This window comes from Nocardiopsis sp. CNS-639 (genome assembly GCF_000381685.1).
Lineage (GTDB): Bacteria > Actinomycetota > Actinomycetes > Streptosporangiales > Streptosporangiaceae > Nocardiopsis > Nocardiopsis dassonvillei.
Map to the genome: position 1 here is coordinate 97745 of NZ_KB906869.1, position 21061 is coordinate 118805.

The 21061-nt window shown below is 73.5% G+C and carries 24 protein-coding genes; 8 read left to right on the forward strand and 16 right to left on the reverse strand.

Annotated elements, in window-relative coordinates; genetic code table 11:
- The first annotated feature begins 27 nt into the window (after window positions 1-27).
- The 3 genes from G011_RS0121830 to G011_RS0121840 all read left to right on the forward strand — a co-directional run bounded on the left by G011_RS0121830 (window position 28) and on the right by G011_RS0121840 (window position 2994).
- Window positions 28-816: a hypothetical protein gene (locus tag G011_RS0121830; protein ID WP_019610343.1), complete on the forward strand. Its 789-nt coding sequence runs from the start codon at window positions 28-30 to the stop codon at window positions 814-816.
- Between the two features lie 103 nt (window positions 817-919).
- Window positions 920-1777 carry an NAD-dependent protein deacetylase gene (locus tag G011_RS0121835; RefSeq protein ID WP_026338537.1) on the forward strand — a complete coding sequence of 286 codons (858 nt, stop codon included), beginning with the start codon at window positions 920-922 and terminating at the stop codon, window positions 1775-1777.
- A 197-nt stretch (window positions 1778-1974) separates the two neighbouring features.
- Complete coding sequence (locus tag G011_RS0121840; protein WP_019610345.1) at window positions 1975-2994, forward strand: methyltransferase; 1020 nt, start codon at window positions 1975-1977, stop codon at window positions 2992-2994.
- A gap of 85 nt (window positions 2995-3079) precedes the next feature.
- Here G011_RS0121840 and G011_RS0121845 read toward each other — a convergent pair whose 3' ends face one another.
- The 3 genes from G011_RS0121845 to G011_RS0121855 are packed head-to-tail and all read right to left on the reverse strand — an operon-like array spanning window position 3080 to window position 4620.
- The gene (locus tag G011_RS0121845) at window positions 3080-3814 is read right to left on the reverse strand and encodes a tRNA-dependent cyclodipeptide synthase (protein WP_026338538.1); all 735 of its coding nucleotides are present in this window, start codon (window positions 3812-3814) and stop codon (window positions 3080-3082) included.
- Window positions 3798-4115, reverse strand: coding sequence for a DUF6092 family protein (locus G011_RS0121850; protein WP_019610347.1), 318 nt, complete (start codon window positions 4113-4115; stop codon window positions 3798-3800). Before G011_RS0121850 ends, G011_RS0121845 begins: the two co-directional genes overlap by 17 nt.
- Window positions 4096-4620, reverse strand: coding sequence for a nitroreductase family protein (locus G011_RS0121855; protein ID WP_081643016.1), 525 nt, complete (start codon window positions 4618-4620; stop codon window positions 4096-4098). The genes G011_RS0121850 and G011_RS0121855 overlap by 20 nt, the downstream gene beginning before the upstream one ends.
- 195 nt (window positions 4621-4815) lie before the next feature.
- On the opposite strand from G011_RS0121855, the gene G011_RS0121860 reads away from it, so the two are divergent.
- On the forward strand, window positions 4816-5832 hold the full coding sequence (locus G011_RS0121860) for a methyltransferase (protein WP_019610349.1): 1017 nt from the start codon (window positions 4816-4818) through the stop codon (window positions 5830-5832).
- 61 nt (window positions 5833-5893) lie between these two features.
- Here the strand turns inward: G011_RS0121860 and G011_RS0121865 are convergent, their stop codons facing one another.
- Window positions 5894-6865 (reverse strand): alpha/beta fold hydrolase, encoded by a 972-nt coding sequence (locus tag G011_RS0121865; protein WP_019610350.1) that lies wholly within the window; start codon window positions 6863-6865, stop codon window positions 5894-5896.
- Window positions 6866-7037: 172 nt separating this feature from the next.
- Here G011_RS0121865 and G011_RS0121870 point away from each other — a divergent pair, with 172 nt between their 5' ends.
- Window positions 7038-7994 carry an SDR family NAD(P)-dependent oxidoreductase gene (locus G011_RS0121870; RefSeq protein WP_019610351.1) on the forward strand — a complete coding sequence of 319 codons (957 nt, stop codon included), beginning with the start codon at window positions 7038-7040 and terminating at the stop codon, window positions 7992-7994.
- A 198-nt stretch (window positions 7995-8192) separates the two neighbouring features.
- Here G011_RS0121870 and G011_RS0121875 read toward each other — a convergent pair whose 3' ends face one another.
- From G011_RS0121875 to G011_RS0121910, 8 genes are all read right to left on the reverse strand, one after another.
- On the reverse strand, window positions 8193-9458 hold the full coding sequence (locus tag G011_RS0121875) for a cytochrome P450 (protein WP_019610352.1): 1266 nt from the start codon (window positions 9456-9458) through the stop codon (window positions 8193-8195).
- Window positions 9455-10165, reverse strand: coding sequence for an ATP/GTP-binding protein (locus G011_RS0121880; RefSeq protein ID WP_019610353.1), 711 nt, complete (start codon window positions 10163-10165; stop codon window positions 9455-9457). The genes G011_RS0121875 and G011_RS0121880 overlap by 4 nt, the downstream gene beginning before the upstream one ends.
- Window positions 10146-10508 carry a DUF742 domain-containing protein gene (locus G011_RS0121885; RefSeq protein WP_019610354.1) on the reverse strand — a complete coding sequence of 121 codons (363 nt, stop codon included), beginning with the start codon at window positions 10506-10508 and terminating at the stop codon, window positions 10146-10148. Before G011_RS0121885 ends, G011_RS0121880 begins: the two co-directional genes overlap by 20 nt.
- A complete protein-coding gene (locus G011_RS0121890) occupies window positions 10505-10930 on the reverse strand; it encodes a roadblock/LC7 domain-containing protein (RefSeq protein WP_019610355.1) in 426 nt (141 codons plus the stop codon). The genes G011_RS0121885 and G011_RS0121890 overlap by 4 nt, the downstream gene beginning before the upstream one ends.
- Window positions 10931-10990: 60 nt before the next feature.
- Window positions 10991-12610, reverse strand: coding sequence for an ATP-binding protein (locus G011_RS32905; RefSeq protein ID WP_026338539.1), 1620 nt, complete (start codon window positions 12608-12610; stop codon window positions 10991-10993).
- Between the two features lie 269 nt (window positions 12611-12879).
- A complete protein-coding gene (locus G011_RS0121900) occupies window positions 12880-13263 on the reverse strand; it encodes a hypothetical protein (RefSeq protein WP_019610357.1) in 384 nt (127 codons plus the stop codon).
- Window positions 13260-14333 carry a serine hydrolase gene (locus G011_RS0121905; protein ID WP_019610358.1) on the reverse strand — a complete coding sequence of 358 codons (1074 nt, stop codon included), beginning with the start codon at window positions 14331-14333 and terminating at the stop codon, window positions 13260-13262. Before G011_RS0121905 ends, G011_RS0121900 begins: the two co-directional genes overlap by 4 nt.
- 10 nt (window positions 14334-14343) lie before the next feature.
- Entirely contained in the window at window positions 14344-14868 is a 525-nt protein-coding gene (locus G011_RS0121910) for a helix-turn-helix transcriptional regulator (RefSeq protein WP_019610359.1), read from the reverse strand.
- Between the two features lie 227 nt (window positions 14869-15095).
- On the opposite strand from G011_RS0121910, the gene G011_RS0121915 reads away from it, so the two are divergent.
- Window positions 15096-15629 (forward strand): hypothetical protein, encoded by a 534-nt coding sequence (locus tag G011_RS0121915; RefSeq protein WP_019610360.1) that lies wholly within the window; start codon window positions 15096-15098, stop codon window positions 15627-15629.
- A gap of 203 nt (window positions 15630-15832) precedes the next feature.
- Here the strand turns inward: G011_RS0121915 and G011_RS0121920 are convergent, their stop codons facing one another.
- From G011_RS0121920 to G011_RS0121930, 3 genes are all read right to left on the reverse strand, one after another.
- Window positions 15833-16084: a hypothetical protein gene (locus G011_RS0121920; RefSeq protein ID WP_019610361.1), complete on the reverse strand. Its 252-nt coding sequence runs from the start codon at window positions 16082-16084 to the stop codon at window positions 15833-15835.
- 2 nt (window positions 16085-16086) lie between these two features.
- Window positions 16087-17433 (reverse strand): TRAP transporter large permease subunit, encoded by a 1347-nt coding sequence (locus G011_RS0121925; RefSeq protein WP_019610362.1) that lies wholly within the window; start codon window positions 17431-17433, stop codon window positions 16087-16089.
- A gap of 88 nt (window positions 17434-17521) precedes the next feature.
- A complete protein-coding gene (locus G011_RS0121930; protein WP_231391556.1) occupies window positions 17522-18892 on the reverse strand; it encodes an NAD(P)-binding domain-containing protein in 1371 nt (456 codons plus the stop codon).
- Window positions 18893-19079: 187 nt separating this feature from the next.
- Between G011_RS0121930 and G011_RS0121935 the strand changes: the two genes are divergently transcribed.
- Window positions 19080-19838, forward strand: a complete 759-nt coding sequence (locus tag G011_RS0121935; RefSeq protein ID WP_019610364.1) for an IclR family transcriptional regulator — start codon at window positions 19080-19082, stop codon at window positions 19836-19838.
- 59 nt (window positions 19839-19897) lie between these two features.
- Window positions 19898-20377, forward strand: coding sequence for a diadenosine tetraphosphate hydrolase (locus tag G011_RS0121940; protein WP_019610365.1), 480 nt, complete (start codon window positions 19898-19900; stop codon window positions 20375-20377).
- Window positions 20378-20595: 218 nt separating this feature from the next.
- Here G011_RS0121940 and G011_RS0121945 read toward each other — a convergent pair whose 3' ends face one another.
- On the reverse strand, window positions 20596-21042 hold the full coding sequence (locus G011_RS0121945) for a carboxymuconolactone decarboxylase family protein (protein ID WP_019610366.1): 447 nt from the start codon (window positions 21040-21042) through the stop codon (window positions 20596-20598).
- Window positions 21043-21061 lie beyond the last annotated feature (19 nt).

The following is a 21061-nucleotide window of genomic DNA, read 5'->3' on the forward strand; positions in this document are numbered from 1 at the left end:
CCGACACGAAAAACGAAGGCTCCCCCTTTGGCTCCCCTGTACCGCCACGGCGCCCTGCCCCTCCTCGCCGCCCTGGTTCTGACCACCGGCTGCGGCCCCCAGCTCGACCTCCGGGACAGCCCGCGCCTGGAGGCCCTGCTGCCCTCCCCGAACGCCTACCCCGACGGGTTCGACGTGGACGATCTGGACGTCGACGAGATCCAGGGGGTGGATTTCAGCGGCGAGGCGGGCGCCGACGACTTCGGCGACGTGGAACCGGCCGAGTGCGGCGCCGTCCTCAACGGGGGCACCGGGCGGCTGCCCGCGGGGGCCGTCGAGGGGGCGGCGCAGATCGCGACCCCGTCCGGCTCCGCAGGGGGCTCAGCCGTCTACGGCTACGTCCTGGTCTCGGGGGACTTCGGCGACGCCCCGGTCGAGGGCACCGGGTTCGGGCACCTGTTGGACACCTGCTCCAGGATGAGCGTGTCCGCGAACGGCGGAGTCGAGGGCGCGCTCGTCTCCAGGGACTCACCCGCCCTTCCCGAGGACGGGGGCATGTTCTCCGTGACCCTGTACGGCGAGCGCTCGCACATGGCGGCGAGGACTGCGTGGGGCCAGGTCGGAGAGGTGTACTTCGTCCTCGTGGGGATGCGCACGAGCGGCTACTCGGACGTGTCGTCCACGGAACTCATGGAGGCGTGCCGGGAAGAAGACTTCAGCGAGGAGTGCCGGGACGCCCACCGGGCTCAGGTGGACAGGGAGAGGGACGCCCTGATGGAGGAGGAGTTCGAGGAGATCCTGTCCCGCGCCGTGGAGAAGCTGGAGCGCGCCGCCTGACCCGGCGGGGCCGGAGCCGCGCCGGGGGGTGACCGGCGGGACGGCGACCGGGCCCGGCGAGAGTGACGGCGCCCACACCGGGGCGCCGCGTACCCTCGAAGGCGTGAGGAACACGCTCGACGACCCGGCCCTCCTGGCGGCCCGGATGCGCGAGGTCCTCGGCTCGGGCCCGGTGGTCGCGCTGACCGGCGCGGGCCTGTCCACGGACTCGGGCATCCCCGACTACCGCGGCCCGGACTCACCTCCGCGCAAGCCCATGACCTACCAGCAGTTCGTCGGTGACGCCGCCTTCCGACGCCACTACTGGGCCCGCAACCACGTGGGCTGGCGCCACGTGCACCGGACCCGCCCCAACGACGGCCACCGCGCGCTGGCCGCGCTGGAGGCGGGCGGCGCCCTGGCGGGCGTCATCACCCAGAACGTGGACACCCTGCACGGGGCGGCGGGCAGCAGGCGGGTGATCGACCTGCACGGCCGCTACGACCGCGTCATCTGCCTGGCCTGCTCGGCCGTGACCTCCCGCGAGAGCCTGGCCGCGCGCCTGAGCGCGCTCAACCCCGACTTCGCCGACGGGGTCCCCGACGTGGAGATCGCCCCCGACGCCGACGCGGTTCTGGCCTCCACCGAGGGGTTCCGCGTGGCCGACTGCGAGGGCTGCGGCGGCGTGCTCAAGCCCGACATCGTCTACTTCGGCGAGAACGTGCCCAAGGCGCGCGTGCTGGAGGGTTACGCGATGGTGGACGGCGCGCGGGCGCTGCTGGTGGCGGGGTCGTCCCTGACCGTCTTCTCGGGGCGGCGCTACGTCAAGCGCGCCGTCGAGCAGGGCAAGCCGGTGGTGATCCTCAACCGGGGCGCCACCCGCGCCGACGACGTCGCCGCGCTCACCGTCGACGCGGGCTGCTCCGAGGTGCTCACCGCCCTGGTACGCGCCTACGAGGCCGAGGGCGCCGCCTCCGTCTGATCGGGCCGCCGGCCCCCGGCCCTCGCCGCCGCGCCCCGGCCCCGGCGGGGCCGTTCCCGTTCCGGCCCGTTTTCCACAACCCGGAGAACAGACCCGCGTACTCCCCGTAGTCTTGGGAGGTCGGCGCCGTGCCCCGGAAGGGACGCCGCGTCGGCCCCGATGACGACGTCCCCCGGGGAGGACCGACTGTGGGTGTGATGGACGAGACCGCTGTACGCGCGGTGCGCACAGACCTGCCGCTGAACCGACTGGTGTCGTCGGCGATGCTCATGCACGCCGTCGTCGCGATGGTCGAACTGGACGTGGTGGAGGATCTGGCGGAGGGGCCGCGTCCGGTGGCGGACCTGGCCCGCACCGCCGGGGTCCCCGAACGGTCCCTGGCGGCGGTGCTGCGGGCCGGGACGGTGAGCGGGCTGCTCTCGGAACCGGTGCCCGGATCGTTCGCCCTGACCGCGGCGGGCCAGCATCTGCGCGCCGGGGACCCCAGCGGCCTGTACGGCCTCTTCCGCATGTGCACGCACGGCGCCTTCCTCCAGGCATGGACCTGCCTGCCGCAGGCGCTGCGTTCCGGCCGTACCGCCTTCGAGGCGCACACCGGCCACCCGCTGTTCGCCTACCTGGAGGAGCAGGAGGAGGCCGCGGCCCTGTTCCACAGGGCGATGGACACGTCCGTGGCCGCCGATACCCTGCTGGAGAACGCGGACCTGTCCGGGACCGAACGCGTGGCGGACCTCGGCGGCGGCCAGGGCTCGCTGCTGGCCGCCCTCCTGCGGCACCACCCGCGCATGGAGGGGGTGCTGTTCGACCTTCCGCACGTGGTGTCCGAGGCCGGGCCGCTGCTGCGGGAGCGGGGCGTGGCGGACCGGTGCGCCGTGGTGGGGGGCAGCTTCTTCGACGGGGTGCCGCCGGGTGCGGACGTCTACCTGATGGCGCGGGTGATGCAGAACTGGCCCCGGCCGGAGGCGGTACGGATCCTGCGCAACGTCCGCGCGGCGATGGGCGAGCGGTCCCGGCTGCTGATCGTCGGGCACCTTCCGCAGCGGGAGGGCGCCACCCCCTTCCTCCAGGCGATGAGTGTGTACATGCTCGTGCTCTACGGCGCCCCGCTGCGCACGGCGGAGGAGTACCGGGAACTGTTCGCCGAGGCCGGCCTCGCGCTGCACGCCGTGCACCGGGTCGAGGACGGGGAGTCGGTCATGGACGTCCGCCGCGCGTAGCGGGCCCCGTCCCGCCCGGGACCACGCCCCGCCCGGAACCGCTCCGCGCGGTGGCGCCCCCGTTCGGGGCGCCACCGCGCGGCTGTCACGGGGATCCCACCGTCTCCGGGGAGGCCAGATGTCGACCGACCGGGCGGAGGATGACGTGGCCCTGCCCCGGGTGGAAGCAGGAGGTGGCGCCGCGCAACCTGGACAGGATCGGCATCAGGGCGTGGTAGCAGCACACCGAGGAGGGCAACCCGAACACCCTCGGGGTACTGAGCAGAAGGGGCAGTTCGGCGCGCAGGTAGGCCAGTCCGGCGCGCAGCCTGGCCCCGTCCGGGTCCGGCTGGGCTCCGATGACGTGCCGTACGTGCTCCTCGCACGCGCGGCGGACTCTGGGGTCGGTGGCGTGCTCCCGGTCGAGGCGGTACGCGACGTCGCGGTAGCCGGGCAGGCCCGTGCACTGGGACAGGGCGCGCACGCGCACGTTCCCCGCGTCTGGGGCGGCCGACTCCACGGCGCGCCGGATGCGTCGCCGCACGTCCTTGAGCGCCCTGTTCGCCCGCGACGACGCGTGCTCCCTGCTGCCGCCTGACGCCATGTACATGGTGTCCAGGTGCAGGTCGGCGTAGAGCACGTCGACCTCGGCGAAGTGCCGCTGCGCCCACCGCAGGAGCTGCGCGATCCGCTCCTGGCTGAAGTAGCTGTTCCCGGCGCTGATCCCGATGAGCGCGTGCTCCCCGCGCTCGAACACGCGGCGGCAGGAACCGGTGAAGGGCAGGACATCGAAGTCGTCCGTGGGCTCTGGGGGCGGCTCCAACTCAGTCGGAGATGACATCGGGGTCCTCCAGGACGGTTGCCAGCCGCTCGCACAGCTGGTCGAGCAGGGTGTCCAGTTCGTGGTCGCCCATCGGCCCGCACATGACGTCGTCCATCCGACCGCGCAGGGCTTCGAGTTCCGGGTGGTGCGGGCCGGTTCCGGCCGCGAGGGCGAGGACGCGCCGGGCGGCGTCCAGGCAGCGGAACGTGCCGTACTGCCGTGGCTCGTCCAGCAGGCCGCGGCCGCTGCTGAGCAGGTAGGCGGCGAGCAGGAGGAGTTCCTCGCCGACCTGTCGGACGTCAGGTTCCCCAGCGCTCATGGCTGACCACCTCGTTCCGGTCTCGTCGGGGTGCGGGTGCGAGTGGCCGGGCGGGGTGCCCGATCGGAACCAGGAGCAGGGGTTCCAGGTGGTCGGGCAGGCCCAGGAGCCTGCGGACGGGGCCCCTCCGAAAACTCCCGGACGGGCATCCGCCCAGCCCCAGGCAGTGGGCCGCCAGGAGGAGGTTCTCCACCGCCATCGCGACGCAGAGCATGCCCTCGTCCCAGGAGTCCCTGGAACCTCTGGAATCCGTGGAGTTGCCTGAGCCCCCCACGGCACGGGAGCGGTCGAAGCAGGCCGCCACGATCAGGGGCGGGAGTTCGATGATTCCGGGGGAGAAGGCGCGCAGCAGCCTCAGCGCCCGCCGCTCGCGGACGGCGACGAAGGCCCACGCCTGCTTGTTGGACGCCGAGGGGGCGGCGAGCATGGCGTCCAGCATGGGGTCGAGGAGGGAGTCGTCCACCGGCCGGTCGGCGAAGGCGCGTACGGCACGGCGGGTGGTCAGGGTCTGTAGGGCGTGTGATGACCGCTGAGAGGGGCACCGGTTCGCATCCGGCTCACTCGAACCTGTGTCCACAGTATGCGATTTTCTAGGCACGCTCCGTAGTTTACCCTGTTATACGGCTCCATCGATGCCGCACAGGCGCATCTGGCCGCCCCTCTCCGCACCCCCGGAGGGGCACCACCTGAAAGGACCGCGATGTCCGCATCCGCACCCCCGAGTCCTTCGGCCACGAAACTGTTCGAGCTCATCACCGCCAGCTGGGTGTCGGCCGCCGTGAGCGCGGCGGCCGAACTCGGCGTCGCCGACGCCATGACCTTCAAGCCCCTGCCCGTCGACGAGATCGCCGAGAGGATCGGCGCCGACGCCGACGCCCTCCACCGCCTCCTGCGCGCCTGCGCCGACCTCGACCTGGTCGAGGAGGGGCCGCGGCGGCACTTCGCCCTGACCGGGCTCGGCCGCGCCCTGCGCGGGGACGCGGCCGACTCCATGCGCGGCTACGCCCGGTGGGTCGGCAGCCAGGCCGAGCGGTCCACCATGGCCCACCTGGCCCAAGCCGTGCGGACCGGGCGCTCGGTGTTCGAGCAGGTGCACGGCCGGACGGCCTGGGCCTACCTGGACGAGCACCCCGAGACCGCGGCGGTCTTCGACGAGGGCATGACCGACATCTCCGCCCAGCTCACCCGGGGCGTGGCGGGCAGCTACGACTTCGGCGCGCACCACACCCTCGTGGACGTCGGCGGGGGCCGGGGCAGGCTGCTGGCCATCGTGCTGTCGGCCCATCCCGGTCTGCGCGGCGTGCTCTTCGACCGGTCCGAGGTGGTCGCCCACGCCGGACCGGTGCTGGAGGGCGTCAGTGAGCGGTGCCGCGTCGTCAGCGGGGACTTCCTCTCCTCCGTCCCCGAGGGGGGCGACGCCTACCTGCTGTCGAACGTCATCCACAACTGGGGCGACCAGGACGCCGCGCGGATCCTCTCCCACTGCCGAGAGGCGATGACCCGCGACGGGCGCGTCCTGCTCGCGGAGGTGGTGGTGCCCGACTCCCCGGGTCCCGCCCGGACCGCCAAGTTCATGGATCTGAGCATGCTCGCCCACTGCGACGGCAAGCAGCGCACCAGGTCCCAGTTCGCCGACCTCTTCGAGCAGGCCGGACTGAAGTTGACCCGTGTCCTGCCCAGCTTCGGGACCAGCATCGTCGAGGGGGTGCGCGCCTGAGCGGCGCGCCGGTGCCGCCACCGTGCCCGTGCGAGTCGGAGTCGGCGCGCACGGGCACGGCTCAGCCCCCGTGGACGGCGGCGAGGAAGTCCAGCAGGGCCGCGTTGACCTCCTCGGGTCGCTCCTGCTGGGTCCAGTGGCCGCAGCCGGGCAGGGTGACGCCGGCGTGCAGCCGCGGTGCGACCAGCGACAGGTTCTCCAGGAGTTCGGGAACGCCGCGCATGGCCCTGACCAGGTCCTTGTCCCCGCCCACGTACAGCGCGGGCACGTCGATGACGCGCCCCTGGAAGGGCGACATGAGCCCCTGGTTGCGGTCGATGTTGCGGTACCAGTTGAGCGGACCGGTGAAGGCGCCGGGGTCGGAGTAGTCGGCCGTGAAAGCGGCCAGGTCCTCCTCGGTGAGCCAGGAGGGCAGCTCCTCCAGTTCGGGCAGGGAGCCCAGCGCGCTCTCGCCCTCGGGCACGATCCACAGCCGGGGCTGGTCGAAGGGGGCGTCGCCGGAGGCCCCGACCAGGAGGCGGCGCAGGGTCGAGGCGGGGTCGGCGGCCAGCTCGGCGTCGGCGACGCCCGGCTCCTGGAAGTAGGCCTGGTAGTAGCCGTCGCCGTAGACGGCGCGGGAGGACGAGACCGACGGCATCATGGCGGGCGGAACGGGCGGAACGCTCAGGCCCGCCACGCCGCGGACCAGGTCGGGGCGCATCATGGCGGTGGCCCAGGCCACCGGCGCCCCCCAGTCGTGGCCCACCACGACCGCGCTCTCCTCCCCCAGCGCGGAGACGAGGGCGACGACGTCGCCGACCAGGTGGGGCAGGGTGTAGGCGTCCACCGCCTCGGGCCGGTCGCTGCGGGCGTAACCGCGCTGGTCGGGGGCGACCACGCGGTATCCGGCCCCGGCCAGCGGGGCGAACTGGTGGCGCCAGGAGTACCAGCTCTCGGGGAAGCCGTGCAGGAGCAGGACGAGCGGTCCGCTGCCCTGCTCGGCGACGTGCAGACGGATTCCGTTGACCTCGACGTCCCTGTGTTCCACGTTCATGGCGTACGCGCTCCTCGTCGCTGAGGGGTGGGGGCACAGTCACGCTATACCGGCGGGTCCGGCTCCTCCAGGCTCCCTCGGGGGCGGGAGCCGGACGTGTCCCCGGGCGGGAACACCCTTCCCACCTGCGTCGCTTGAAGTGGAGCGCGCTCCAGTACCTAGGCTCCGGTCCATGACCACACCACAGCGAAGGATCGGCTCGGGCTTCGGCGGGCGCAGCACCGCGCGCGAGGTCCTGGACGGAATCGACCTGACCGGACGGCTGGCCGTCGTCACCGGCGGGTACTCGGGCATCGGGCTGGAGACCACCCGGGCCCTGGCGGAGGCGGGCGCCCGCGTCGTCGTGCCCGCGCGGCGGCCCGAGGCTGCGGCCGAGGCCCTGGCCGGGGTCGAGGGCGTGGAGGTCGACGGCCTGGAGCTGTCCGACCAGGACGACGTGCGCGCCTTCGCCGAACGCTTCCTCGGGACGGGGCGCGCGATCGACGTCCTCGTCAACAACGCCGGGGTGATGGCCTGCCCCCAGGCCGCCGCCGGACCCGGCTGGGAGTACCAGTTCGCCACCAACCACCTGGGTCACTTCACCCTGGTCAACCGGCTCTGGCCGGCCCTGGCCGAGGGCGGGGCGCGGGTGGTCTCGGTGTCCTCCGGCGCGCACCAGGCCTCGCCGATCCGCTGGGAGGACCCGTGGTTCGCCCGGGGATACGACCGGTGGCTGGCCTACGGGCAGTCCAAGACCGCCAACGCCCTGTTCGCCCTCCACCTGGACCGGCTGGGAGAACCCCTCGGGGTGCGGGCCTTCTCCCTGCACCCGGGCTCGATCCTCACCCCCTTGCAGCGGCACATGACGCGGCGGGAGATGGTCGACGCGGGGTGGGTCGACGGGAACGGTGAGCTGATCGACCCCCGGTTCAAGACGCCGGAGCAGGGCGCGGCCACCCAGGTGTGGGCGGCCACCTCGCCGCGACTGGCCGGGATGGGCGGGGTGTACTGCGAGGACTGCGACGTGGCCGTGCCCGCCGGAACCGAGCCCGGCGTGGAGGGCGTGCGCGACCACGCGGCCGATCCCGCGCAGGCCGAACGCCTGTGGGCGTTCTCCGCCGAGCTGACCGGGGAGAACGCCCTCGCCTGAGCGGCGGCCGGTCGCGGCCCGTGCCGCCGTCCGCGGGGACCGCGCCCCGTGGACGGCGGCACGGAACGATCACCGAAGTCCCACAATCGACATATCTCCCATAACAAGGAATTCCACCCAGAAACCTCGTGATATTCCATCCAGCGGCTCCCACGGTCAGACCCCTCGTGTCACACCGGCAACACTTCCGGCCGCCCTCTACCGTTGCGGCGTGAAGCGCGCCGGGAGCTCGAACAGTCCGCGCATCCACAGCGACGGCCGCCACTCCAGGCGGTCCGGGGGCACCGCCAGCCGCACGTCCGGCAGCCGGTCCAGCAGGCTCTCCACCGCCGTGCGGGCGATCGTCTCCGCGATCTCCGGTGCCGGGAAGGGGCACCCGTGCTCGCCGTGACCGAAGGACATCTGCGCGCGGTTGCCTCCGTGGACGTCGGAGAGCCCCGCGTGCAGGCGGGGGTCGGCGTTGGCCGCCGACAGTCCCAGCACCAGCATGTCGCCGCGTCGGATGCCGCGCCCGCCCAGCTCACAGGCCTGCACGGCCCACCGGCCGATGAAGTTCTGCGTGGGGGTGTCCTTCCACAGCACCTCGTTGAGGGCCTCGCCCGCGCTGCCGCGTCCGCCCTGGAGGGTGAGCGAGAACTGGTCGTCGGTGAGCATCAGGAGCAGGGTGTTGCCGATCCAGTTGCCGGTGGGCGCCTGGGCCGCGGCGAGGACCACCAGCAGGTCGATGACCGCCTCGGCGTCGCTCAGACCCGCCGGGTGCAGCAGCAGCCGCGAGGGCACGTCGTCGCGCGGCGCGGCGCGGCGGTCGGCGACCAGGGCGTCCAGGCGGGCGTGCAGGCGCCGGTGGGCGCCGCCCGCGTCGGCGGTGACGTCGAGCGAGAGCACGGCGTCGCGCACCAGCGCCGGGACCTCCGCCTCCGGCAGGCCGTAGAGCCGGGCGACCACCATCGCGGGGATGCGGTGCGCGTACTGGGAGACCAGGTCGGCCTCGCCCTCCGCGCGGAAGGCGTCTACGAGGGTGTCGGCGGCCCGCTGGCACAGGGTCCCGAGGTCGGCGCGGTCCACGGCGTCCAGGGCGTCGCCGATCGCGCCCGCGCGCCGCTGGTGCTCGGCCCCCTCGGCGAACATGACCGAGGGCGTCCACATCACGTAGGGCATGAGCGGCCAGTCCCGGCCGACGCGGTCCCACTGGTTCCAGCGGCGGCAGTCGCGGGCGAACCACTCGGGCCTGCTGGTGACGTGGTGCAGCTCCCGGTAGCCCATGACGAACCACGCCGGAACGTCGCCGTCGAGCAGCACGGGCGCGACCGGACCGTAGCGTCCGCGCAGCTCCTCGTAGAGCCCGGCCGGGTCGCGGGCGACGTGGGGTCCGTACAGGCGGGCGGCGCCCGCGTGGTCGGGGGAGGGGGGCGGCGGGCCGCTGCTGGCCGGTGCCGCGGCCTCCGGACCCGGGCTGTGGTTCACGTCGTCTCCTCCTGGGGCGGCGCGGGTGCGGACGCGGAGCCGGACATCGGCGCCGGCGCGGACTCCTGCCCTGACCCGGGTGCGAACGCCGTCGTCGGCGCGGACGGGTACCCGGCGACGGGTCCGGACACGTGCTGGACGAGGGTGATCAGGACGTCGCGGCTGGACTCGCGGCTGCGGGCGTCGCAGTCCACCACGGGGACCCGCTCGGACAGGTCCAGGGCGCGCCGCACCTCGGGCAGGGCGGGTCCGGGGCCGAAGCGGTTCACCGCGACCACGAAGGGCGTGCGGTGGTGTTCGAGCCGGTCCACGGCGTACCAGGAGTCCTGGATGCGGTCGGTGTCCACGAGGACGACCGCGCCCAGGCTGCCCTCGAACAGCTGGTTCCACAGGAACCAGAACCGCTTCTGGCCGGGGGCTCCGAAGAGGTAGAGCACGCGCCGCTCGTCCACGGTGATGCGCCCGAAGTCGAAGGCCACGGTGGTGGTGCGCTTGTCGCGGACGGCGCTGAGGTCGTCGATCCCGACACCGGCCTGGGTCATGACCTCCTCGGTGCTCACCGGGCGCATCTCGCTGACGGAGTCGACCAGGGTGGTCTTGCCGACACCGAACCCGCCGACGACGACGATCTTGAGCGCGTTGTCGGCCGTCGCGGCGAGCGGGGCCCGGCGCGGTCCGGCCGGCCGTTCAGAGGCGTTGGAGGGCAAGGAGCACCTGCTTCAGGGTCTCGGGGTCGTGCCCGGCCTCCTGCCGGGTGAGGGCCGCCGGGTGGCGGGCGGTCACCCGCCCCGTGTCCAGCAGGTCCATCAGGAGGACCCGCACGACGCTGACGGGGAGCCGCAGCTCCGCGGACAGCTCCACCACGGCGGTCGGATAGGCGCACAGGCGCAGGATCGCGGCGTGCTCGGACTGCATGCCGGGCACGGGGTCGCACTCGGCGACGACGAGGGTGACCGAGTCCAACACGCGGGTGTCCGCGTCGGAGCGCCCGCCGGTCACGGTGTACAGGCGGTCGGGGGCCTCTCCCCGGAGGAAGTCGTGGTGGGTCACCGCTGCTCGGTGCCCACTCGGATCCGCTCGCTCCGGCGCGGGGCGGCCGTCAGGAAGCCGCCGATCCGTTCGACGAGCGCGTTCATGCTGTGGCCGATCACGCCGACGTCGGCTTCCCCGGCGGCGATCACCGCCAGGTGGGCGCCCTCCCCGGCGCGGATGATGAGCAGGACGCCTCCGCTGAACTCGACCATGGCCTGGCCCGCGCCGCCGCGGTCGCCGAACTCGGCGGAGGCGCTGAGGGACAGGCTCTGGATGCCCGCGGCGATGGCGGCGAGCTGGTCGGCGCGGTCGGTGTGCAGTTCGCGGGTGTGGCACATCCTGAGTCCGTCCCTGGACAGCACGAGCACGTGGCGGATGCCCGGTGTCCCGTGGCGCAGGTTCTCCAGAAGCCAGTCGAGGCTGGTGTCCATGGTGTTCATCGGGGTCGCGGGGCAGCCGCGCGCGGGCCCGGTCCGTGCCCCTCCCTCCGTTTCTCTTCTCTACTCTTCGGCTCGTTGTGGCTGGCGGGCGTTGCGGAAGGACGCGAACCTGGTGCCGGGGTCGCCACCGGGTCCGGGCGTGACCGGACCGGCGGAGAGCTGGTCGGGCTCCTCCCGCAGCGCCGCGGCAAGGGTCTGGCCACGTCGCCGCCGGGGCAGCCCGGAGGCGGCGCGGGCGGGCGCGGCGGCATTGTCGGGCTCCGGGGCCGCCGTACCGGCGCCGGGGCCCGGTCCCGCGGCGGGCACGGGCCCCGCGGAGCGCCGGGGGCGGTGCCTGGCGCGCGGGCCGCCGGGGGCGGGCTGGGACTCGGTGACCAGGTGCGGCGGGACGAGGACGACGACGCCGACGCCGCCGCGGGCCGAGGGGCGGAAGCTGACGCCGAGCGCGTGCTTGTGGGCGAGGCGGCCCACGACCGCCAGGCCCGTGCGGGTGCCGCGCAGCGTGGACAGGTCGCGGGGCTCGGTGACCAGGCTCTCGGCGAGCCTGCGCTCGCGCACGCGCATGCCCAGTCCGCTGTCCTCGACGGTGACGGACAGGCCGGTGTCCTCCTCCTGGACGTAGACGTGCACCTCGGTGCCGTGGGCGGAGAAGTTGGCGGCGTTGTCCATGAGTTCGGCCAGGGCCTGCATGACGCCCTCGGCGGCGTGCCCGGCGATGGAGGCGGTGCTGGTGTTGTGCAGGCGCACGCGGCGGTAGGCGTTGATGCGGCCCATGGCGCCGCGCAGGATGCTCTCCATGACGATGGGCCGGGTCCAGCGGCGGCCCGAGCGGCCCCCGGCCAGGACGACGAGGCCGTCGGCGAGGCGGCCCGTGCGGGAGACCCCGTGGTCGATGTCCAGGAGGTCGCCGAAGACACCGGGGTTGTCGCCGTAGCGGTCCTGGAGTTCGCGGAGCCTGGCCAGCAGGGAGGTCAGGTGGGCCTGGATGCGGGCGCCGGAGGCGGCGGCGGTCTCCATGGCCGAGGCGGAACGGCGGGCGGCGGCCAGCAGCTCCTCCAGCGTGTGCGCGCGCAGGCGGGCGAGGGCGCCGTGGACGGGGGGCAGTTCCTCCCGCAGGGTCTCGGCGGCGCCGACGCGGTCCTCGCGCACGCGGGCGACCATGAGCGGCAGGCCGACGCGGTCGAGGTCGGCGATCTGCTCCTCCAGCGCGGTGCACCGGGCGAGGGCGTCGGCGGCGCGCACGCGCGCGGTGTCGAGTTCGGCGGTGACGGCGTGGGTGAGCCGGTGCAGCGCGACGTGGCGGGGCTGGGGGTGCTCGGCGAGGACCTCGCGCGCGGTGCGACCCGCGCGCAGGCCTTCGGTGAGGGCGGGCAGGAGCTGGTCCACCAGGTGCTCGGCCTCGCGTTCGAGGGCCTGGGCGGTGGCGTCGACCCGGGTGCCGTGCTCGCGCGCGGCGCGGGCCGCGGCGGCCTGGTGCGCCGCCGCGGTGACGGCGGCGCACAGGGCGGCTCCGGCCGCGCCGACGGCCAGGGCCACGCTCTGGCGGGCGTCGGGGTGGGCCGTGACGACCGCCCAGGACCAGGCTGGGACCGCCAGCGCGGTCACGGCGAACAGGGTGAACAGGGCCTGTCGTCCGGGGCGCGGTGGCCGCCGTTGTCGGTCGGACGGGTGAACTGGCATGGGCGGGTTCCTCGCGGGGCAAACGGGCGAAGGGAGCGGGGCCGTGCCCGGTCCCGTCGCCCGGTCTCCGGGCAGGGGAGGTCCACCCGGTTTTCCCCCGGGGAATTCGAGGGCGGACGGAAATCACCGTAGACCACGGGCGAAAGGCACGTGGGCTTTCTCGCGAGGAACCCCGGTCAGACGGCGGAGAAGTGCGGCATCCCGCTTTTTCCGCTCTTCTTAATTCTGACATACCCCTGCATTACGCGCTTTTCGCACGGATGCTCGGTTCAGGAGAAAAGGAGGAAGACCGCGAGGACCACCGCCAGGAAGACCAGCGCGCCGATCGCGGAGTGGCGCCGGGAGGCGGCGCCCGCGTCGGCGGCGCGCGCGGGCAGGCCGGGCCAGCACAGCACCGCGGCCGCGGCGGCCCCCGCGCTCAGGGCCACGTCCAGGTACCAGACCACCGCGGGGAAGGACGCCCACGTGGTCAGCAGCAGCGAGAGCACCAGGAAGAAGAGCGTGTGGGCCGTCCGGTTCAGCACGTCCCAGCGGTCCGCGAAGCGGAACCCGCCCCGGTCGCGGCCCCGCAGGAGGACGTCCACCGCGCTCACGACGCACATGCCGTTGAGGAACGCGGCCCCGGCGTAGGTCAGCACGTCCGTCACGCTCATCGGGCGTCCTCCGTCAGCAGTTCCAGGACGGCGTCTTCCAGTCCGGTGGTCGTGTTGCCGAAGGCCAGCACCGCGCGCCCGCCCTCCCGGTCCAGTGCGACCATGGAGGCGAAACCCCCGGTACCGCCGTTGTGCCAGGTGACCTCGGTACCGCCGTGCTCCTGCGTGATCCAGGCGAACCCGATCCGGTGGTCCGGCCCGCCGTCCCAGCGCGGCTCCAGGGCCGCCGTGCCCGGCGCGGTGCCCTCCAGCAGCGCCCCGGCGAAGCGCGCCATGTCGGCGGGGGTGGAGCGCACGCCCCCGGTGGGAGCGTAGGCGTGGGCCAGCCAGGGGTCGGCCCGGCGCCCCCTGTCGGTGTAACCCTGGGCCGCGTCCTCGGGCAGGTCCTCCCCGGATTCGGGCAGGGACGTGTCGTCCATGCCCAGGGGGTCGAGCAGCCGCTCGCGCAGGAGGGTGGCGTAGTCGGTCCCGGCGGCGTTGGCCAGGGCGTGGCCCAGGATCGCGGTGCCCATGTTGGAGTAGCGGGACTCGCCGCGGTCGGACAGCTCCGCCGCGGCCACCTGCGCGACCAGGTCGTCGTAGTCGTAGGGGTAGGGGTCGTTGCCCAGGTAGGAGGCCGCCATCGAGAGCACCATGTCGGGCACGCGGGTGGAGAGCCGGGGCAGCCCGGAGCGGTGGCTGGTCAGCTCGGCCAGGGTGACGTCGGCGGCGGGGGCGCCGTCCAGCTCGACCAGCTCCCCGAGCCGGGTGTCCGCGGTGACCTCGCCGCGTTCGACGGCGACGGCGAGCAGCATCCCGGTCATGGTCTTGGAGACCGAGCCGATCTCGTAGTCGGTGCCGTCGTCGGCGCCGAAGTGGGCGAAGCTCACCCGTCCGCCGTCGACCTCGACGACACTGACGCGGTCGCGCACGCCCTCGGACAGCAGCGGGCGCGCCCGGTCGAGCAGTCCGGGGTCCCCGGACTCCTCGGCGGACAGGGCGGGTGTGTGCGGCCGTGCGGCGACCCCGAGCACCACGACCAGGACGGCCGCCGCACAGGCGACCGCGACAGTTCTTCCTCTGGCTCTCACGGAACCCTCCTTACTGGGGCGCTCCCCCGGCCGCCGTGAGGATGGCGAGCAGGGGGACGACGCGTTCCGGTGGAATGGCGTAGTGGCCGCGCCGGACGGTGGTGAGCCATCCGGCGGCGGCGAGCAGGTTGACGTGGTGGTAGATCTGGCCGGTCGTGCCGAAGTCGGAACGCTCGGCCAGGGCGGCGACGGTCCCGGTTCCCCTCCAGACCGCCTGTAGCAACTGGAGCCGGACGGGGTTGCCCAGGGCGTCGAGGCTGGCGGCGTGGCGGGCCCAGTCGGACTCCTCCAGGCGCTCGACCGGCAGCCCCTGCTGCCACTCCAGCGTCTCCTCCTCCCCCTCCCCGCCGCGGACGATCCCCGCGAAGACCACGCCGCCGTGTCCGGTGACGCGTTCCCGCAGGGCGTTGAGCGCGAAGAACACGTCTCCGAGCGCCTGCGCCCGGGGTGTCTCGGTCGCGCGTTCGCCGGTCGCCTCCAAGGCGCTGACCCGCGCCTCCAGCTCGGCCAGGCGCTCCTCCGTCGTCCTGTCCACCGCACCTCCACCTTACATGCTTTTCCGTAATTACGTAGTTTTAGAGTAGCAGGCCCGGGAGCTTTGCCCGATCCGTAGGAACGGGTGGGGTGTCGCTGACCCGAGGAGTCGGATGATGAAGACAAGGCGCGCGGATCGCGCATCCGCAAGAGGGACACCCGAGCGGCCGTTCCCACGTCCCGGACCGCGCAGAGGCCAGCGGGGACGGCCGGGAAGGATCCGTGAACATGCGAACGCAGGCAGCCAACGGCTGGCAGTTCTTCGTCGCGACACTGCTGATCGTCATCGGGGCGGTCAACGTCATCCAGGGGCTGGTGGCGCTCCTGACCCCCGAGTTCTACGCCGTGGAGAGCACGGACGTGCTCCTGGTGGGCTACACCTCCTGGGGCGTGCTGCTGGGCCTGTGGGGGGCGGTGCTGATCGTCGCCGGCCTGGCCGTGCTGTCCCGCAGCACGTGGGCCCGGGGCTTCGCCCTGATCCTCGCCTCGGTGAACGCCATCGCCCAGCTGGGCTTCGTCATGGCGATGCCGCTGTGGTCGATGGTGGCCATCGCCGTGGACCTGCTGGTGATCTACGGCCTGACTGCCGGCTGGCCCGACCGCGAGCGTGAGTCCGGGCGCACCGAACACCACGAGGGCGCCTACCAGAGCGGGTACAACGCCGCCCACGCGGCGCCCAGGCCCGCGCAGTCGCCGGAGGGGAGCACCGGCTCGCCGCAGCAGACGGCCGGGCCGCAGCAGACCACCGGGCAGAACTACTGAGAGCCCCTCCCGGGCCGCCCCCGTTCCCCAGGACGGGGGCGGTTTCGCGTGCCCGCGCCCGTGCGCGGCCGGCGGTGGGACCGTGGTCGGACCGGGGGGAGGTCCCCTTCACGCGCCCGGGGGGGAGGCCGCCGCGGACACGGCTGGGGGCGGTGGCCTCGGCCACCGCCCCCAGCGGGTCGGTCACTCCCCCGCGGAACGCCTCAGTCCTCGCCCCCGCCCTCGTCCTCGGTGAGGTAGTTGGCCAGGAACCCGAGGACCCCGAAGGCCGCCGCGGCCGCGACCGCGGGGACGAACAACAGGTCCGAGGTGGTCGTGATCCAGTCCGGCCGCTGCGCGATGACCCCGGCCAGCTGACCGGCGACGAGCAGGACGCCGAGGAGGAAGCAGACGACGAGGCCCAGCTTGAACAGGGTGCGCACCACGAGGAGGGCGCGGGATCTGATGGTGGTCATGTTCAGCCTCCGAAGACCGGTAGGACGCCCCAACCGATGAGGCAGCCGATCAGGAAGATCGGGATCATGTAGTAGACGATCAGCGGCAGGAAGGTGCTCTCGGGCCGGGCGCCCGTCAGTCCGGCCGCCACGAAGATCGACCCGGACGCGGGCGGCGAGGCCCCCTCGGTGGAGGCGAACACCAGGATGGCGATCACCGCCAGGAGCGGGTCGATCCCCACGCCCACCAGCGCCAGGAAGGAGATCTGTCCGACCGCGGTGAGGGTGGCCGTGGAGGAGAGCGGCCCGGCGACCAGGGCGATCACCAGTCCGACGGCCACCACCAGCAGGAAGCGGTTGACCGGCAGGTTCTCCAGCAGGGTGTTGACGTCCTCCGCGAGCCCGAGGCGGGCCAGGATCTCGCTGGCCGCGATGGCGAAGAACAGCAGGGCCCCGATGGTGGCGAACTTGGGCAGGGCGCCGTCGAGCAGGGCCGACCAGTCCCGCGGGGTCCGGGGCAGGCGGTCGCGCCCGGCGACGAGGGAGAACACGATGATCAGGATCGGGATCCAGATCAGCAGAGAGATCTCCCCCATGGCCCCGCCGAGCGGGGTGGAGTTCTCCAGGTAGTCGGCCAGGGGCCCCGCCGTGACCACGATCGGGATGAGCGCGCCCAGGAAGATGGTCAGGGCTCCCGCGCCCTGCCGCAGGGACTCGCGCAGGGGCATCAGGTCGGTCGCGTCGGCCTGGGGGATGCCGTCCCTGCGCACGAAGTACGCGATCAGGGCGAACCTGAGCAGGAGCTGGTAGGCCCCGGCCGCGAGCAGGCCCGTGTAGACCTGGCCGGTGCTGACCATGCCCCCGGCGAAGCCGATCATGATGACCATGGAGGCGCTGGGGGGCAGGGCCGCGCCCATCCCCCCGTTGCCGGCCATCACCGTGGCGGCGCGGGTGGGGGACCACCCCGTGCGCACCATCCAGGGGCCGGTGAAGGAGCCGCTGGAGGCGGTGTTGGCGGAGTTGGACCCGGACAGGGCGCCGAAGACCGCGGAACCGGCCGTGTCGATGAAGGCGGGGCCGCCGCGGACGCGCCCGAAGAGGGAGTTCAGGATGGCCAGGATCCGCTGGATCAGGCCCGTGACGTCGATCAGGTAGGCCATGAACACGAAGGCCAGGGCCGCGTAGAGCACCTCGTGGGTGAGGGCGTCGACCAGCCCCCGCAGCAGGTACGCGGGCGCCTGCGCCCCGGCGAACAGCGCGGTGACGATCAGTCCGAGCAGCATCGCCTCGCCCATGTTCCGTTTGAACACGACGTTCCAGACGATGATCACGGCGATGAAGGCCGCCAGGGCTAGGAGTGCGATGGGCATGGGTGGACCTTCGGGAGGGGAGTCGGGGAGTGGTGGCGGCCGGGTGCGTCGGGGGACCGATACGGCCGGGGGTCGGTGGGGCGGGCGCTCACCGGCGTTCCGCCCGGATGGTGGCGCGGCGGCGCTCCTCCTCCGCGACGACCTCACGGGCCGCGCTCAGGGTCTGCTCCGCCTCCAGGCGGGGGACGAAGAACACCCCGTCGCCGTCGGCGACCACGATGTCCCCGGTGGAGCAGACCGCGCCGCCCACCGAGACCGTCCGGCCCACGTGCCCGGGGCCGTCCTTGTAGGGTCCGGCGGGCGAGATCCCGGCCGCCCAGACGGGGAAGCCCAGGTCGCGGAGTTCGTCGGCGTCCCGGACCGCGCCGTCGACCACCATGCCGCGCACGCCCCGGTTGAGGGCGCGTTCGGCGATGAGCTCGCCCAGCAGGGCGCGTGAGGTGTCGCCCCCGCCGTCCACGACCAGGACGTCCCCCGGCCGCGCGAGGGCCAGAGCCCGGTGCAGGGCGCGGTTGTCGCCGGGGCGGGTCAGGACGGTGAGCGCCCGTCCGGTGACGCTCGCCCCGGGCCAGACCGGGCGGACGCGCGAGGAGACGAAGCCCAGCCGGTCGCGGCCGTCGCCGATGGCTGCGGTGGGGACGCCGGCGTAGGCGTCGGCCAGCTCGCGCGCGTCCTCCCCGCCCGAGCGCGCCAGGAACAGGTGGCGGTCGGCGGCCCCGGTGCTCACCGGCGCCTCGACGCCCAGTTCACCGAGGAGTTCGACGCTGGAGCGGAGTTCGTGCGCCCTGCGCAGGGCGTGCAGGCGCGTGCCCTTGTCCAGGCGCTCCAGCGCTGAGGTGCCGTCGGCGAGCGCGTCGGCGACCTGTGTGCGCATCCACGCCTCCTCCCCCGCGGCCCTCCCGGCGTCCACGGCCTCGGTGATCAGGGCTCCCAGGCCCTTCATGAAGACGCTGCGCAGCAGCTTGCGCCGTGACGCGGCCCCGACCTCGCCGCCGACGGGCTCGGCGTCGGAGCCCACCGCCCGGAGCAGCCGGGCGGCGGCCTCGGAGGCGGGGCCGGAGAGCAGGACGTTGACCTCGGCACCGTACCTGAGCACCGAACCGATGATCGCACCGTCCACGACCTGGGCGGATTCCCCCAGGGCCGCCTCCACCTCGGTCTTGGTCGCCGGGGCGGCGGCGTTGAGGTCCACGTACACCGCGTCCCGGCGCAGCACCGGCCGTGCGTCCTCGGCCGCGGTCACCGCGTACGCGGCCGTGGTGAGGCTGAGGACCAGGTCGGCGTCGGCGACCGCCTCGCCGGTCGAGGCGGCCCGCGCCACCCCCTCGGGCGTCCGCGCCTCCGGCGAGGGGTCGTAGCCGACGGTCTGCCAACCGGCGGCCGCGAACGCGCCGGCGTAGATGGCACCGGCTTCTCCGAGCCCGAGCACCGCGACCTTCATGATCCCACCCTCTATCATTGAGTGATAGTTCCTGTTGCCTGTTGATAGTGAGTGTGACCTGCGACGCTTCGCGGTGTCAACCTGCCGGAAACCCGTCCGCTACGTTGAGGGGAGGGCGGCGCTGCGCGCATCGCCTTGGGGACGGGCACATCGGCCCTCTCCCGGGACAGGGCGAACGACGACGGAAGGGCGGGCGAGGGCACGGATGGGAGCGACGGCTGGGGGTGGCAACCAGGGACGCACCCTGGACCGGGCTCTGGACGTGCTGGAGTGCCTGGAGCGGGCGCGCGGCCCCCTGCGGCTCAGCGACATCGCGCGGGAGAGCGGGCTCCACCTCGCCACGACGCAGCGCACCGTCAACCAGCTCGTACGGCGCGGATACGTCCAACAGGAGCGCCTGGGCTACTCGCTCGGGCCGGTGGTGCTGTCCCTGGCGCACTCCTTCGTCGTCAACGACCGCCTCTGCAGCGTCGCGACGCCGATCCTCACCGAACTGTCGGCCACGACCGGTCTGACCTCGTCGGTCTACGTGCGCTCGGGACAGGAGCGCATCCTCATCGCGCGCGTGGACGGAGCCGACCCGCTGCGCTACCAGTTCCCCATCGGGCGCCGGGTACCCCTCTACATCGGCGGCGGCAAGGTGCTGCTCAGCGACTGGGACGACCGGGAGCTCGACGCCTACCTCGCCGACCACGCCGAGGTGCGCCTGGCCTCGGGCAGGACCCAGGACGCCGCCGACCTCCGGGCGCAGATCGAGCGGATCCGGGAGGTCGGCTACCACCTCGCCGAGTCCGAGCGGGAGCCCGGCGCCCTCAGCCTGACCCGGCTGCTGTACGACTCCGAGGGCGAGACCCTGGGCGCCGTCAACCTGGTGACCACCAGCGACAGGACCAGCCCCGAGGAGCTGCTGTCCCAGCTTCCGGAGCTGTCACGGGGCGCCAACGCCATCGGGGTGCGCGCCTGAGGCGTCGCCCGCCGGGGCCCGGCGTCCGCGCTCGGGTCCCGGCCGGACAGGTTCCGGGCATGGACGACGGCTGGCGGGCGGACCGGATCGGGAGCGCGCTGCGGGGCGCCGACCCCACCGTGCTGCGGCGCCTGGACGCGGGCTTCGCGGCGATCGGGGACGTCCAGTTCCTGCCGGGGTACTCGGTGCTGCTCACGGACCGCCCGGAGGCGGGGAGGCTGACGGACCTGCCCCGACCCGAACGGCTGGCGTTCCTGTCCGGCATGGAACGGCTCGGTGAGGCGGTCGAGCTGGTCTGCCGACGCCGCGACCCGGCGTTCCGGCGGGTCAACCTGGAGATCCTGGGCAACACCGACGCGTTCCTGCACGCGCACGTGTGGCCGCGGTTCGACTGGGAGCCGCCCGACCCGGTGGGCAGACCGGTGTGGCTCCACCCGCGGGACAGGTGGACCGACCCGCGGCACGCGCTCGGCCCGCGGCACGACGTGCTGCGCGAGGCGATCGGCGCCGAACTGGACCGCCTGCGGGAGGCCGACTGACCGGACCCGGAGTCAGTCGCGGTACAGCTCCGCCGGGACGTCGGCGTGGCGCTCCCGGACGATCCGGCGCCGGAGTTCGTCCGGTGGAGGGCATGGGCGCTCCTGGGTCCGGGGTCTCCGTGCACGGCCGACGGGGGGTCGGGTGCACTCGTCCCCACCCAGGGAACGGGTGCCCGCTCCGGGCGCCGAGGGGTCGGCGGCCCGGAGCGGGGGCGGGCTCAGCGCTTGCGCGGGTGCAGGTGGCTGGTGACGGCCAGCCGGTTGTAGAGGTTCATCATGGCGATGCCGGCGATGAGCGCGGCCAACTCCTGGTCCTCGAAGTGCTCGGCGGCGCCCTCGTAGGCCTCGTCGGACACCCCGTGCTCGCCCAGGCGGGTGATCTCGTCGGTGAGCGCCAGAGCGGCCCGCTCGGCGTCGGTGAAGATCTCACCGGCCTCGTACCAGGCGGACACCAGGAAGAGCCGCTGCTGGGACTCCCCCGCCTCCAGGGCGCGCTGGGTGTGCAGGTCGATGCAGAAGGAGCACCCGTTGAGCACCGAGGCGCGCAGCTTGACCAGTTCCAGCAGGGCGCCGTCCAGGTGCCCGGAGATGACCTTGTCGATCTCGTCCAGCTTGCTGTAGACCTCGGGAAGCTTCTTCGCCCAGATCACGCGTTCTTTCGCCATGGGGGCCGCCCTCCTCGTC

Excerpts from the sequence above, each read along its gene's own strand:
- G011_RS0121920 (WP_019610361.1), bottom strand. The coding sequence starts at position 16,084 with ATGACCACCATCAGATCCCGCGCCCTCCTCGTGGTGCGCACCCTGTTC.
- G011_RS0121915 (WP_019610360.1), top strand. The coding sequence starts at position 15,096 with ATGCGAACGCAGGCAGCCAACGGCTGGCAGTTCTTCGTCGCGACACTG.
- G011_RS0121840 (WP_019610345.1), top strand. The coding sequence starts at position 1,975 with ATGGACGAGACCGCTGTACGCGCGGTGCGCACAGACCTGCCGCTGAAC.
- G011_RS0121850 (WP_019610347.1), bottom strand. The coding sequence starts at position 4,115 with ATGAGCGCTGGGGAACCTGACGTCCGACAGGTCGGCGAGGAACTCCTC.
- G011_RS0121865 (WP_019610350.1), bottom strand. The coding sequence starts at position 6,865 with ATGAACGTGGAACACAGGGACGTCGAGGTCAACGGAATCCGTCTGCAC.
- G011_RS0121935 (WP_019610364.1), top strand. The coding sequence starts at position 19,080 with ATGGGAGCGACGGCTGGGGGTGGCAACCAGGGACGCACCCTGGACCGG.
- G011_RS0121945 (WP_019610366.1), bottom strand. The coding sequence starts at position 21,042 with ATGGCGAAAGAACGCGTGATCTGGGCGAAGAAGCTTCCCGAGGTCTAC.
- G011_RS0121940 (WP_019610365.1), top strand. The coding sequence starts at position 19,898 with ATGGACGACGGCTGGCGGGCGGACCGGATCGGGAGCGCGCTGCGGGGC.
- G011_RS32905 (WP_026338539.1), bottom strand. The coding sequence starts at position 12,610 with ATGCCAGTTCACCCGTCCGACCGACAACGGCGGCCACCGCGCCCCGGA.
- G011_RS0121890 (WP_019610355.1), bottom strand. The coding sequence starts at position 10,930 with ATGAACACCATGGACACCAGCCTCGACTGGCTTCTGGAGAACCTGCGC.
- G011_RS0121930 (WP_231391556.1), bottom strand. The coding sequence starts at position 18,892 with ATGATAGAGGGTGGGATCATGAAGGTCGCGGTGCTCGGGCTCGGAGAA.
- G011_RS0121845 (WP_026338538.1), bottom strand. The coding sequence starts at position 3,814 with ATGTCATCTCCGACTGAGTTGGAGCCGCCCCCAGAGCCCACGGACGAC.
- G011_RS0121870 (WP_019610351.1), top strand. The coding sequence starts at position 7,038 with ATGACCACACCACAGCGAAGGATCGGCTCGGGCTTCGGCGGGCGCAGC.
- G011_RS0121860 (WP_019610349.1), top strand. The coding sequence starts at position 4,816 with ATGTCCGCATCCGCACCCCCGAGTCCTTCGGCCACGAAACTGTTCGAG.
- G011_RS0121925 (WP_019610362.1), bottom strand. The coding sequence starts at position 17,433 with ATGCCCATCGCACTCCTAGCCCTGGCGGCCTTCATCGCCGTGATCATC.
- G011_RS0121900 (WP_019610357.1), bottom strand. The coding sequence starts at position 13,263 with ATGAGCGTGACGGACGTGCTGACCTACGCCGGGGCCGCGTTCCTCAAC.